This window comes from Amycolatopsis thailandensis (assembly GCF_002234405.1).
Taxonomy (GTDB): Bacteria; Actinomycetota; Actinomycetes; order Mycobacteriales; family Pseudonocardiaceae; genus Amycolatopsis; species Amycolatopsis thailandensis.
Map to the genome: position 1 here is coordinate 1 of NZ_NMQT01000017.1, position 11,965 is coordinate 11,965.

15 protein-coding genes are annotated in these 11,965 nt (G+C 69.0%); 6 read left to right on the top strand and 9 right to left on the bottom strand.

Annotation, left to right across the window (positions count from 1 at the left end):
• Positions 1–332 precede the first annotated feature (332 nt).
• The 3 genes from CFP71_RS05315 to hisH form a co-directional block, all read right to left on the bottom strand.
• Complete coding sequence (locus tag CFP71_RS05315; protein ID WP_093932708.1) at positions 333–680, bottom strand: DUF1330 domain-containing protein; 348 nt, start codon at positions 678–680, stop codon at positions 333–335.
• A gap of 79 nt (positions 681–759) precedes the next feature.
• Positions 760–1,497 (bottom strand): bifunctional 1-(5-phosphoribosyl)-5-((5-phosphoribosylamino)methylideneamino)imidazole-4-carboxamide isomerase/phosphoribosylanthranilate isomerase PriA, encoded by a 738-nt coding sequence (gene priA / locus CFP71_RS05320; RefSeq protein WP_093932709.1) that lies wholly within the window; start codon positions 1,495–1,497, stop codon positions 760–762.
• A 9-nt stretch (positions 1,498–1,506) separates the two neighbouring features.
• Entirely contained in the window at positions 1,507–2,130 is a 624-nt protein-coding gene (gene hisH, locus CFP71_RS05325; RefSeq protein ID WP_093932710.1) for an imidazole glycerol phosphate synthase subunit HisH, read from the bottom strand.
• Between the two features lie 135 nt (positions 2,131–2,265).
• On the opposite strand from hisH, the gene CFP71_RS05330 reads away from it, so the two are divergent.
• From CFP71_RS05330 to CFP71_RS05340, 3 genes are all read left to right on the top strand, one after another.
• Positions 2,266–2,445 carry a hypothetical protein gene (locus CFP71_RS05330; RefSeq protein ID WP_093932711.1) on the top strand — a complete coding sequence of 60 codons (180 nt, stop codon included), beginning with the start codon at positions 2,266–2,268 and terminating at the stop codon, positions 2,443–2,445.
• 72 nt (positions 2,446–2,517) lie between these two features.
• Positions 2,518–3,690 (top strand): acyl-CoA dehydrogenase family protein, encoded by a 1,173-nt coding sequence (locus CFP71_RS05335; RefSeq protein ID WP_093932712.1) that lies wholly within the window; start codon positions 2,518–2,520, stop codon positions 3,688–3,690.
• A gap of 41 nt (positions 3,691–3,731) precedes the next feature.
• On the top strand, positions 3,732–4,400 hold the full coding sequence (locus CFP71_RS05340; RefSeq protein WP_093932713.1) for an NIPSNAP family protein: 669 nt from the start codon (positions 3,732–3,734) through the stop codon (positions 4,398–4,400).
• On the opposite strand, the gene CFP71_RS05345 is transcribed toward CFP71_RS05340, so the two are convergent.
• Genes CFP71_RS05345 through CFP71_RS05355 form a run of 3 tightly spaced genes read right to left on the bottom strand, consistent with a single transcriptional unit; the run spans position 4,386 to position 6,411 of the window.
• The gene (locus CFP71_RS05345; protein WP_093932714.1) at positions 4,386–4,814 is read right to left on the bottom strand and encodes an NUDIX hydrolase; all 429 of its coding nucleotides are present in this window, start codon (positions 4,812–4,814) and stop codon (positions 4,386–4,388) included. The two genes, CFP71_RS05340 and CFP71_RS05345, sit on opposite strands and share 15 nt — an antisense overlap.
• 9 nt (positions 4,815–4,823) lie before the next feature.
• A complete protein-coding gene (locus tag CFP71_RS05350; protein ID WP_093932715.1) occupies positions 4,824–5,714 on the bottom strand; it encodes a transketolase family protein in 891 nt (296 codons plus the stop codon).
• A gap of 4 nt (positions 5,715–5,718) precedes the next feature.
• Entirely contained in the window at positions 5,719–6,411 is a 693-nt protein-coding gene (locus tag CFP71_RS05355) for a thiamine pyrophosphate-dependent enzyme (RefSeq protein WP_093932716.1), read from the bottom strand.
• Between the two features lie 52 nt (positions 6,412–6,463).
• Between CFP71_RS05355 and soxR the strand changes: the two genes are divergently transcribed.
• Both soxR and CFP71_RS05365 read left to right on the top strand, forming a co-directional pair.
• Entirely contained in the window at positions 6,464–6,925 is a 462-nt protein-coding gene (soxR, locus tag CFP71_RS05360; RefSeq protein ID WP_005155287.1) for a redox-sensitive transcriptional activator SoxR, read from the top strand.
• A gap of 45 nt (positions 6,926–6,970) precedes the next feature.
• Positions 6,971–7,519 (top strand): RNA 2'-phosphotransferase, encoded by a 549-nt coding sequence (locus CFP71_RS05365; RefSeq protein WP_093932717.1) that lies wholly within the window; start codon positions 6,971–6,973, stop codon positions 7,517–7,519.
• Here the strand turns inward: CFP71_RS05365 and CFP71_RS05370 are convergent.
• Both CFP71_RS05370 and CFP71_RS05375 read right to left on the bottom strand, forming a co-directional pair.
• Entirely contained in the window at positions 7,516–8,388 is an 873-nt protein-coding gene (locus CFP71_RS05370; protein ID WP_093932718.1) for a prenyltransferase/squalene oxidase repeat-containing protein, read from the bottom strand. The genes CFP71_RS05365 and CFP71_RS05370 overlap by 4 nt on opposite strands.
• 46 nt (positions 8,389–8,434) lie before the next feature.
• On the bottom strand, positions 8,435–9,007 hold the full coding sequence (locus CFP71_RS05375) for a TetR/AcrR family transcriptional regulator (RefSeq protein ID WP_093932719.1): 573 nt from the start codon (positions 9,005–9,007) through the stop codon (positions 8,435–8,437).
• Between the two features lie 161 nt (positions 9,008–9,168).
• Here CFP71_RS05375 and CFP71_RS05380 point away from each other — a divergent pair, with 161 nt between their 5' ends.
• Positions 9,169–11,343, top strand: coding sequence for an MMPL family transporter (locus CFP71_RS05380; protein ID WP_093932720.1), 2,175 nt, complete (start codon positions 9,169–9,171; stop codon positions 11,341–11,343).
• Positions 11,344–11,392: 49 nt separating this feature from the next.
• On the opposite strand, the gene CFP71_RS05385 is transcribed toward CFP71_RS05380, so the two are convergent.
• Positions 11,393–11,962 carry an NADAR family protein gene (locus CFP71_RS05385; RefSeq protein WP_244199555.1) on the bottom strand — a complete coding sequence of 190 codons (570 nt, stop codon included), beginning with the start codon at positions 11,960–11,962 and terminating at the stop codon, positions 11,393–11,395.
• Positions 11,963–11,965: the final 3 nt, after the last annotated feature.

Genomic DNA, 11,965 nt, shown 5'->3' on the forward strand with positions numbered 1-11,965 from the left:
GTGGGTCGTGAGTGGCGATTCGGGCTAAAGCCGACCGTGTCTTAGGTAGCTGCTGGGTTCCGGCTGTGGCGGAGCGCGAGTCCGGTCCGTGAAGGCCTCCTTGCCTACCCTGAAGGTAGTGAAGGAGGCCTTCACGGCGGCTCATGGGGAAGCGGGCAGGAGCAGCGGTGACCACCCGGACCGACGCGGCCTGGTAGGTCGGCGACGTTGCGAAAGCCACGTTCGCAACGGTGAAGGTTGCGAAAGTGGCTTTCACAACAACCGAAGCCGACACGCCGCCGAGCAAGCAGCGACACCTTTGCCTTACCCCTCAAGAGAACACGACTTACCACTCACGAGGTCTGCAGCGCCCGCAGCTCCGCCGCCATCGCCGCCGAGTCGTGGTCCGGCCCGCACCCCTCCACCAGGATCAGGTCACCGGGGATGTGGTCCGCCCGCAGACGCAGGATCTCCTGGTAGGCGGGCGACGCGTACCACTCGCGGGCCACGGCCATGCTCGGGAAACCGATCATCACGAGCGCGCCCGGCCACTCCCCTTCGAGGACCTCGACCTCGGCCCCGTGCACGAGGAACTTGCCGCCGAAGGGGTCGAGCGTGGCCTGGATCCGCTCCAGGTACTCGAGGACCTCTTCGGTCGGAGCGCCGATGGGGCGAAGGTGGGCGATGCCGTACGCGGTCATGATGTCCTCCCAGGTTTGTCGTCCTGGAAGGAATCCTGACCGAACGAACGCGTGGCGTCGATTACCCGGGAGGTAAAGCTCAGAACTCCGCGACGGCGGCGAGCGCCTCGGGAAGAGTGAACGCGCCGGCGTAGAGCGCCTTGCCGACGATGGAGCCTTCGACACCGTCGCGGGCCAGCACGGCCAGCGCGCGGAGATCGTCCACACTGGACACGCCACCGGAGGCGATGACCGGCGCGTCGGTGCGGGCGGCGACCTCGCGGAGCAGGTCGATGTTCGGACCCTGGAGGGTGCCGTCCTTGCTCACGTCGGTGACGACGTAGCGCTGCGCGCCGTCGCGGTCGAGCCGGTCGAGGACCTCCCAGAGGTCACCGCCGTCCTGTGTCCAGCCGCGGGCGGACAGCCGGTGCCCGGCCTCGGTGATCCGCACGTCCAGCCCGATGGCGACGCGGTCGCCGTAGGAGGAGACGACCTTCGCGGTCCACTCCGGGTCCTCCAGCGCGGCGGTGCCGAGGTTGACCCGGCGGGCGCCGGTGGCCAGCGCGGCCTCCAGGGAAGCGTCGTCGCGGATGCCGCCGGACAGCTCCACCTGGACGTCGAGCTTCGCGACGACGTCGGCGAGCAGTTCGCGGTTGGAGCCCTTGCCGAAGGCGGCGTCGAGGTCCACCAGATGGATCCACTCCGCCCCGTCGCGCTGCCAGGCGAGCGCCGCCTCCAGCGGGCTGCCATAGGAGGTTTCGGTGCCGGCCTCGCCCTGGACGAGTCGCACGGCCTGGCCATCGGCCACATCAACGGCGGGAAGGAGCGTGAAAGTCACGCGCCCACTCTAAGCGAGGGTCTCGATCCAGTTGCGCAGCAGGTGGGCCCCGGCGTCCCCGGACTTCTCCGGGTGGAACTGCGTCGCCCACAGCGGGCCGTTCTCGACGGCGGCGACGAAGTCCTGGCCGTGGTTCGCCCAGGTCACCTTGGGTTGCTGCCCGGCGAGGCCGGAGTCCAGTTCCCAGGTCCGCGCGGCGTAGGAGTGCACGAAATAGAACCGCGTGTCCGCGTCGAGCCCGGCGAACAGCTGTGAGTCCGCGGGCGCGCGAACGGTGTTCCAGCCCATGTGGGGCAGGACGTCGGCCTCCAGTTTGTCGACCGTGCCGGGCCACTCACCGGCGCCCTCGGCCTCCACGCCGTGCTCGACACCGCGTTCGAACAGGATCTGCATGCCGACACAGATTCCCAGCACGGGACGGCCGCCGGCGAGGCGTTTGCCGATGATCTTCTCCCCCGACACCGACCGCAGCCCCTCCATGCAGGCCGAGAAGGCGCCGACACCGGGGACGACCAGGCCGTCGGCCTCCAGCGCGGCATGGGGGTCGGCGGTGACCTCGACATTGGCGCCGGCGCGCTCGACAGCGCGTTCTGCGGACCGGAGGTTGCCGGACCCGTAGTCCAGGATCACCACGCGAGGAGTAGCCACACGCCCAGGTTAGCGGACCGGATTTTCTGCGAATTCTCTGTTTCGACCTTCACTCGACTGGGTATTAAGGCCTCCGAGTGAAAGGCCGGCGCAGGACCGCCCTGCACTTCTGGAGGAACAATGCAGGACGCGGACGAGCTGACTTGCCTGCTCGACGCCTGGCGCGAGGACATCGACAGCGTGCCTTTCCCTACCTTCGCGGAGCTGCTGATCCCGAAGCAGAAGCAGCGCTCCGCCCCCAGCGTGGCGGTCTCGGCATCGGTTCAGGTGACGAAGACCACGGGATGGCGCGATCACTGACACTCGACTCCGGTCCGGTGTGTGGTTTTCTTCTTGGAGCCACGCCTCACCGAGCCGACCAGGAGTGACCGCATGAGCAGCAGCCCGGATCCGCGCGACTTCCTCGATCTCGACGCCGAGCTCTCCGCCGAGGACCGGGCCATCCGCGACGCCGTGCGTTCCTACGCGCAGGACCAGCTCTTGCCGAACATCGCCGAATGGTACGAATCGGGCGCCCTGCCCGCCGCCGAACTCGCCAAGGGCTTCGGGCAGCTCGGACTGCTGGGCATGCACTTGGAGGGTTACGGCTGCGCCGGGACCAGCGCCGTCGCCTACGGCATCGCCTGCCGCGAATTGGAGGCCGTCGACTCCGGGCTGCGCAGCTTCGTCTCGGTGCAGGGTTCGCTGGCCATGTACGCGATCCACAAATGGGGCACCGAGGAGCAGAAGCAGGAGTGGCTGCCCAGGATGGCCGCCGGTGAGGCGCTCGGCTGCTTCGGGCTGACCGAACCGGACGCCGGCAGCGACCCCGGCGGGATGCGGACCCGCGCGGTGCGCGACGGCTCGGACTGGGTGCTGAGCGGCACGAAGATGTGGATCACCAACGGAACCGTGGCCGACGTCGCGGTCGTCTGGGCACAGACCGACGAGGGCGTGCGCGGCTTCGTCGTCCCGACGAACACACCGGGCTTCACCGCGAACGAGGTCAAGCACAAGCTGTCCCTGCGGGCCTCGCTGACCGCGGAACTCGTGCTCGATGGCGTGCGCCTGCCGGAGGCGGCGGCGTTCCCCGAGGTCCGGGGGCTGCGCGGGCCGCTGTCCTGCCTGAACGAAGCCCGTTACGGGATCCTGTTCGGCGTCGTCGGCGCCGCTCGCTCCTGCTACGAAACCGCGCTGGAGTACACGCTGAGCCGGGAACAGTTCGGCAAGCCGCTGGCCGGGTTCCAGCTCACCCAGCGCAAGCTCGCCGACCTCGTCGTCGAGGTCAACCGCGCGGGCCTGGTCGCACTGCGGATCGGACGGCTCAAGGACGCCGGGACGCTGCACCACAACCACGTCAGTTTCGGCAAGCTCGCCAACGTCCGCTCCGCGCTGGAGGTCGCCCGGACAGCGCGTGCCATGCTCGGCGCCAACGGGATCTCGCTGGAGTACCCGGTGATGCGGCACATGTCGAACCTCGAAACCGTGCTGACCTACGAAGGCACCGAAGAGATGCACGCGCTCTCGCTCGGCCAGTCGGTCACCGGGATCGCCGCCTTCCGCTGAGCCCACCGAAACTGTCGGTGCGGGCCTCTAGGGTCCCGCGCATGACCGATTCCGCCGAGTTCCAGTCCGTCGTCGAGCTGCGCCGGTACACCCTGCGCCCCGGCCGCCGCGACGAGCTGATCGAGCTCTTCGAACGCGAGTTCGTGGAGAGCCAGGAAGCCTGTGGCATGCGCCTGTTCGGCCTTTTCCGCGAACCGGCGGAGCCGGACAAGTTCGTTTGGCTGCGCGGTTTCCGGGACATGGAGACCAGGCGGGCCGCGCTCGGGGCGTTCTACGGTGGACCCGTGTGGCGTGAACACGGCCCGGCGGCGAACGAAACGATGATCGACTCCTCGGACGTCCTGCTGCTGCGCCCGTCCGGGCCGGGTTTCCCCGTTCCGGACGGCGCCGAGGGGTCCGTCGTGCTGGCGACGGTGTGCCATCCGATCGGGCCCGTCAAGGAGTTCTCCGAGCACTTCGCGGACACCGTGGCCCCCGTTCTGCGCGAAGCCGGCGTGGAGACCTTCGGCCACTTCGAAACAGAGCCCGCGGAGAACACCTTCCCCCGGCTTCCCGTGAGAGAAAACGAAACGGTGTTCGTCTGGTTCGCGAAGGTCACCGAAGAACACCGAGGGCTCCTCGCCAAGACGGGCGCCGAGCTGGAATGCAAGCTCGAACACCCTTGGTCACAACGGGAACTGGCGCCGACAGCGCGGTCAGTCCTGCGCTGAGAGGAGGTCCGCGAGTCCGTCCGGGTACAGGATCGTCTTGCCACTGGTCACGTCGGCCATCGGCAGCCAATGCACGCGCGCGCCGTCGTCGAGCACCACACCGACCTCGTCACGTTCGTAGAACGACTTGTCGGTCAGCTCGGCGGTGAACAGGAACACGATCTCGTGCCCCGGCCTGCCTTCGAAGGTGAACACGTTCTCCAGCACGGCGATCTGCTCGACAGCGGTCAGCTCCGCCGCGAGTTCCTCCTGGAATTCGCGGTGCAGCGCTTCGGCGGCGGTCTCCCCGAACTCGATCCCGCCGCCGAGCGGACGGTGGTAGGTCTCCCCTTTGGCGTTGTCGCGGCCTTCGAACACGAGAAGGTCTTCACCTCGGCGGATGACCCCGAGCGCGAGCGGGCGGATCTTCGTCATCCGGCGACGCTAGCGGAGGAATTCCTTGACCGACAAGGCGATCGAGCCGGCGTCGAGACCGTGCGCGAGATCGTGGTCGGCCATTTCGCCGTAGATCCGGACTTCGGCGTCGCGCCGGACCCCGAGGGAGAGCAACCGGTGCGGTGTCTCGGACAGCGCGCTCCCCACCGCGTGCGCGGAGGTCCCCGCGAGGTAGGGCTCGACCAGTACGACGTCGGTGCTGCCCGCGGCCTCGACGGCCGAGCGCAGCCCGGCGGCGTCGAACGGCCGGATCGTCGAGGTGTAGAGCACGGTCACGTCGAGGTCGGCGGTCGCTTCCAGGGTCCGGTCGAGCATCGGCCCGACGGCCACCACGACGCCGCGGCCGCCTTCGCGCAGCGTTTGCAGGCCGACACCCAGGTGCGGTTTCGCGTTCTCCTGCGCGGAAAGCCGGAGGTAGACCCGTCCGTTGCCCGGGATGGACTCCAGCAGCAGCCGCCGCGCCTCTTCGGGATGCCCCGGCACGTGCACGGTCCAGCCGGGCAGCGTGTCGATGAGCGCGACGTCACCGGGAGCCTGATGCGTCCGCCCGGCCGTGGGCATGTCGTAGGACGCGCCCGAAGACACCAGCACGGCGCCGACGTCCTGGTGCCCGAGATCGAGTTTGACCTGCTCGAAAGCCCGCTCCACGAGGAACGACGAAAAGGTGTGGACGATCGGGCGCATCCCGGCGAGCGCCAGCCCGCCCGCGGTGCTCATCATCAGCTGCTCGCGGATGCCGACGTTGAGCACCCGGTCGGGATGTTTCCTGGCGGCGAAGGCGAGCTGTGCCGCGGAGATGTCGGCGAGCACGACGGCGACGTTCGGATCGGTGTCGAGGACCTCGGCGGCGGCGTTGAGGAACGTTTCACGCATGTCCACGGGTTCAGGCCTTTCGCTCGACGGTCGCGACCACGGCGAGCGGCCGGTCCGGATGAGGTGTGGTGAAGGCTTCGTAGAGCGCCTCGTGATCACGGCCGTCGACGGTGCGGGTGACCCAGCCCTCGACCTCGAACCGGCGCGCGATCCCGCCCGGCCAGCCGTGGGTGGCCGAGGAATTGTCGACGACGACAGCGGTCAGCTGTGGCATGCCGATGCGGCCCGCCACGGCGATGGCCTCGGAGTTGGACCCTTCGTCGAGTTCCGCGTCGCCGACGAGGGTGACGACCTTGGCGTCGCGGAAGCCCTTGGCGCGCAGGCCGAACACGGTGCCGATGGCCAGCGGGAGCCCGTGGCCGAGCGACCCGCTGGCGATCTCGGCGCCGGAGAGCCTCGCCCGGTCGGGATGGTGCCCGAGCCGGGACTCCGCCGACGTCCAATCGGCGAGTTCCTCTTCGTGGATGAAGCCCTTCTTCGTCAGCACGGCGTAGTAGGCCATCGGCCCGTGCCCCTTCGACAGCAGGAAGCGGTCGCGTCCGGGATCACGAAAGGTCTCCGGCGTGATGTCGAGCACGCGGTCGTAGAGCACCCACAGGACGTCCACAGTGGACTCCGCGGCGGCTTGATGCTTCTCGTCCCCGGTCATCAGCGAGATCAGCCGCGGCAGATCCTCGTAGCCGGTCTTGGTGTCGGTGGTCATGAACCGAGCGTGCAACCTCGACTTAGGTCGAAGTCAAGGCTAGCCTGGCGACGTGACGAGACTGGCTGAACACCTGAGCATCGGACAGGTCGCCGACCGCAGCGGCGTGCCCCACACGGCTTTGCGTTTCTACGAGGACAAAGGGCTGATCAGCTCGGAGCGCTCGGCGGGCAACCAGCGGCGCTACGCGCGGTCGGTGCTGCGCCGGATCGCCTTCATCCGCGCCGCGCAGCGGGTCGGCCTCAGCCTGGACGACATCAGCTCGGCACTGGAGACCCTGCCGAGGGACCACGCCCCCACCAAGGCCGACTGGGCACGCCTTTCGCGCGGCTGGCAGGACGAGCTCGACGCGCGGATCGACGCGTTGCAGCGCCTGCGCGACAGGCTGACCGGATGTGTCGGCTGTGGTTGCCTGTCCCTGCGCAGCTGCGGGCTCTACAACGCCGACGACCAGATGTCCCGTTTCGGCCCCGGCGCGGGCAAACTGCGCCCGGCTTCCGAGGGCGGCATCTGAATTCCGTTGCCACGCGGGGCCGGATGTGCGTCACTGGTACGCGAAATGGACAAGAAACACCTCATCCGGGCCTCGAAACGGCTCTCCCGGCATCTGCGGCACGCACCCGGCGACATCGGCATCACGCTGACCTCCGACGGCTGGGTCGAAGTCGACACGCTCTTGGCCGCCCTGCGGCGCAACGGCTTGCGTCTCACCCGCGCCGAACTCGACGAAGTGGTCGAGGGCAACGACAAACGACGCTTCGCCTTCGACGATGACGGACTGCGGATCCGCGCCAGCCAGGGCCACAGCGTCGAGGTCGACCTCGCGCTGCCCGCCGCCACCCCGCCCGACGTGCTCTATCACGGCACCGTGTCCCGGTTCCTCGACGCGATCCTGCACGAGGGGCTCCGGCCGATGAACCGGCACGCCGTGCACCTTTCCGCGAACGTCGGGACCGCGCGCACGGTCGGCGGAAGGCGCGGCGTCCCGGTCGTGCTCCTCGTCGACACACGGGGCATGACGGCGGCCGGACACGAATTCCAGGTGAGCGCGAACGGCGTCTGGCTCACCGCCGCGGTCCCGCCGGAGTTCCTGCGCCGGCTCCCCTAGGCGAGACCGTTGGCACGCAGGAGCGAGAGCGTGTTCACGGTGAACAGCCCGTTCCACTCCAGCGCGGCCGCGGGCGAATAGCTGGTGTAGTCGACCCGCCAGCCACCGTCTTCGTGCTGCCCGCCCGCCACCCGGAGCAGATCCGCTTCGATGACCTCAGGCCGGAAGAGCTTCCGTGCCGGTCCGTCCGGGTCCGGGGCGAAGTCGAGCGGGCGCATCGCCTCGCCCTCGATCCCGCCGCCGACGGCGACCACGCCGTCGTCCGGGACGAACCGGCCCAGTTTCCCGGTCAGGCGCGCGTCACCCAGCGCGTCCACCAGCTTCATCGCGAAGGCCAGTACGAGCGCGTGCGGCGCCCCGTCGAGCTTCTCGATCTCGTCGAGGCAATAGCGCGTGGCGTTCGCCAGCCAAGGATGCGCGGCGACGGCCGGATCGTGCGCCGCGACGCGACGCGCGACCAGCGCGACGATCGCGGTGATCTGCAACGAGGAGACCGACGGGTCCGCGTTCGCCCAGAACGGCGCGCTGCCGAACGGATCCGGCATCGGCAGGGCGAACGGGATCCCGCCGTCGGGCAACGAGATCGAGGCGAGCCAGTCGCAGAGTTCGGCCGCGCGCGGGCTGGACACCGGGCCGATGTCGGCGAAGACCTCGAAGGCGTGCAGCGCGCCTCCGGGCTGGCTGGTCGCGGAGCGGCAGTCGGGTTCGAGGCCATGGCCGTAGCCGCCGTCGGGATTGCGGTATCCCTCCAGCGCGGCGAGCGCCGCCGCCGGGTCACCGTCGCGGAAAAGGACCTCGAAACGCCGCCTGTCGAGCAGGCGGGCCCGGGTGGCCATGAACGTGGCCGCGGACTTCAGATCGATGTTCATGCCGACAGGTTCGCGCGGATCGCGGCGCCTGTCTTGAACACATCGGTCACGTGGCGCGGCGGCGCGGGCGGTTGTAGAGCTTGCGGCCGACGGTGAGAAGCGTCTCGCGCAGCGTCTCGTCGTCGAGCGACGCGACCTCGGGCGAACCGCCGGCGACGGCGATCCCCGCCAGCAGCACCTGGGCCGTCACGATCGCGGTGAGATCCGGATCCGGACCGACCAGGATCTCCAGCAGCCGGTTCTTGAAGCTGGCCGAGCTGTGCACGGACTTCTCGATCGCCCGGGCGATGCCGGGGTCGCTGGAGAACAGGGCGACCAGCGAGCGGTGCCGCACCACGAGGTCGACGAAACCGTCCAGCAGATGGTCGATCTGCGCGCCGCGGGTGCGCTGGGCGCGGGCGTCGTCGACGATGCCTTCCAGTTCGAGCAGGACCGGCTCGGCGACGGATTCGGTGATCTCCGCCTTCGTCTTGAAGTGGTAGTAGACGGCGGCCTTCGTGACGCCGAGGGCGTCCGCGATCATCTGCAGCGAGGTGCCTTCCACGCCGTGTTCGGTGAACAACCGCAACGCCGTGTTCAGTAGTCGCGTGCGGGTGTCCTCCGCGTGGACGACGTCCATGATCCCTCCTCGTTCAGCCGTCGGAGATTACGTCAAGCGTGCCCGTCGGGCCAAACGAGTACTAGCCGTGCGGCTAGTCACACACTTGCCGATCGACTTGTAGGCCACTAGCCGATCGGCTAGCTTGGAATGAACCTGATCGAGTGAACGGGAGATGTTTCGTGGCCAGCTTCCTGTACCGCCTGGGCCGGTTCTCGTTCCGGCGCCGGGCACTGGTGACGGCGGTGTGGGCCGCTGTCCTGGTGGCCCTCGGCGCGGGGGCGCTGACCCTGTCCGGCCAGCTTTCGAACTCGGTGACCATCCCCGGCACCGAGTCGCAGAAGGCGATCGACCAGCTCGCGGACCGGTTCCCGGAGGCCGCCGCCGGTGGCGCGACCGCGCGCGTCGTCATCTCGACGCCCGGCGACATCACCGACGAGGCCGGGCGGGCGGCGATCACGGGTCTCGTCACCGGGCTCAAGGACGCGCCGAAGGTCGCCGGCGTGGTCGACCCGCTGCAGATGCAGTCGATCTCGCCGGACAAGCACGTCGCGCTGGCGCAGGTCAGCTATCGCGTGCCGGGCTTCGAGCTGACCGACGCCGACCGCGAAGGCCTGATGGCCGCCGCCGACGCGGCCAAGGCCGCCGGGTACACCGTGGACTTCGGCGGTGACGCCGTCCAGGCGATGCCCGCCACGAACGCCACCGAAGGCCTCGGTGTAGCCGTCGCCGCCATCGTCCTGATCATCACCTTCGGCTCGCTGCTCGCGGCCGGGATCCCGCTGCTGACCGCGCTCATCGGCGTCGGGATCGGCATGGCGGGCATCACGACGGCGTCCGGTTTCCTGGAACTGAACACGAACACGCCGGTGCTCGCGCTGATGATCGGTCTCGCGGTCGGCATCGACTACGCGCTCTTCATCGTCTCCCGCTATCGGCACGAACTGAGCATCGGCCGTGATCCGGAAGAAGCGGCCGGACGCGCCACCGGCACGGCGGGCTCCGCCGTGGTGTTCGCCGGGCTGACCGTGATCATCGCGCTGGCGGGCCTGACCGTCGTCGGCATCCCGTTCCTCGGCGAGATGGGCGTCGCCGCGGCGATCACCGTCGCCATCGCGGTCGTCATCGCGCTCACCCTGCTGCCCGCCATCCTCGGGTTCGCGGGCGGCAAATTGGCCGGTGGCAAGATCCGCTTGCGCCGCAAGGAAAGCGCGACGACGCACGGTGAGCGCTGGGCGCGTTTCGTGGCCCGGCACCGGATCCCGGTGCTGATCGCCGCGATCGCCGGGCTCGCGATCGTCGCCATCCCGGCCGCGAGCATGCAGCTCGGCCTGCCGAACGACAGCACCGCCGCACCGGACACCACCCAGCGCAAGTCCTACGACACCGTCGCCCGCAGCTTCGGCGAAGGCGCCAACGGCCCGCTGGTGATCGTCGTCGACCTGGCCGGCAGCACCGACCGGCAGGCCGCGCTCCAGCAGGCGGCCGCGGGGATCGGCGGACTCGAAGAGCGCCCGATCGTCACGCCGCCGAAGACCAACCGGGACGGTGACCTGGCGCTGCTGACCGTCATCCCGAAGAGCGGTCCGAGCAGCACCGCGACCGAAGACCTCGTCAGCGACATCCGCGGCCTGAACGCGGGGCTGGGTTCGGCCACCGGCGCGTCGCTGGCGGTGACCGGCCAGACCGCGGCCAACATCGACGTCTCGGAGAAGCTCGCCGACGCGATGCTGCCGTACCTCGCGCTGATCGTCGGGCTCGCGTTCCTGTTGCTGATGCTGGTGTTCCGCTCGATCGTCGTCCCGCTGAAGGCGACACTGGGCTTCCTCGGCTCCGTGGTCGCGACGTTCGGTGCCGTGGTGGCGGTGTTCCAGTGGGGCTGGCTCACCGATCTGCTCGGGGTGAAGACGACCGGGCCGATCATGAGCATGCTGCCGATCCTGCTGATCGGTGTGCTGTTCGGGCTCGCGATGGACTACCAGGTGTTCCTGGTGACGCGGATGCGGGAGGAATACGTCCACGGCGCCGACCCGCAGCAGGCGATGGTCACCGGCTTCCGGCACGGCTCCCGGGTCGTGGTCGCCGCCGCGCTGATCATGATCAGTGTGTTCGCCGGGTTCGTCCTCGCGGAGTCCTCGCTGATCCAATCGATCGGGTTCGCGCTGGCCTTCGGGGTGCTGGTGGACGCGTTCGTGATCCGGATGACCATCGTGCCCGCGCTGATGTCGCTGCTCGGGCGCGGCGCCTGGTGGCTGCCGAAGTGGCTGGACCGCGTGCTGCCGGATGTCGACGTCGAAGGCGAGAAGCTCGCGAAGCAGCTGGACGCTCCTGACGAGCGGGAGCTGGTTCGGAGCTGAAGGACGCTTTACCCGCGTTAGACGCGGTGAAGGGGACTTTCGTCGCATGTCATGCGGGGAAAGTCCCCTTCAGCTCTGTCCGGGCCTCGCCTAGCGCGAATCCGAGCAGGTTCAAGCCGCGCCAGCGTTCGGCGTTGTCGACGTGCGGATGGTCGGCCGCGAGCCCGATCCCCCAGACGACGTCCAGCGGACTGGCTTCGACCAGTACACGGTTCTTGGTGCCGAGCAGGAAATCCCGCAGGTTCGGGTGTTGCCCGAACTTGGCGACCGTCCCGTCGAGGACGATGCCGTAGCGCTCGGCCTCCCAGCGGCTCTGGTCGAATCCCCGTACTTGGCGGCCCAAAGCCTTGGCCTCACGCGGATGCCGGGCCTTGAGGATTCTCGCGGCGCTTTCGGCGTCGTCGAACAGGACCGCCTTGCGCCACATCATGTAGTGCTCGGCGGTCGAAAACGTTTCGCCGTCCGCGGTGAACCGGGCGGGCCACCACTGGCTGAAGCACTCCGGCCCGATCGTGCCGTCACGCCGGGGCTGATGCCCCCAGAAGAACAGGAACTTGACGCGGCTCCCCGATCGCTGAAGCCGGATGACTTCGGCGACGGTGCGCGGGGTTCCGGACATGCC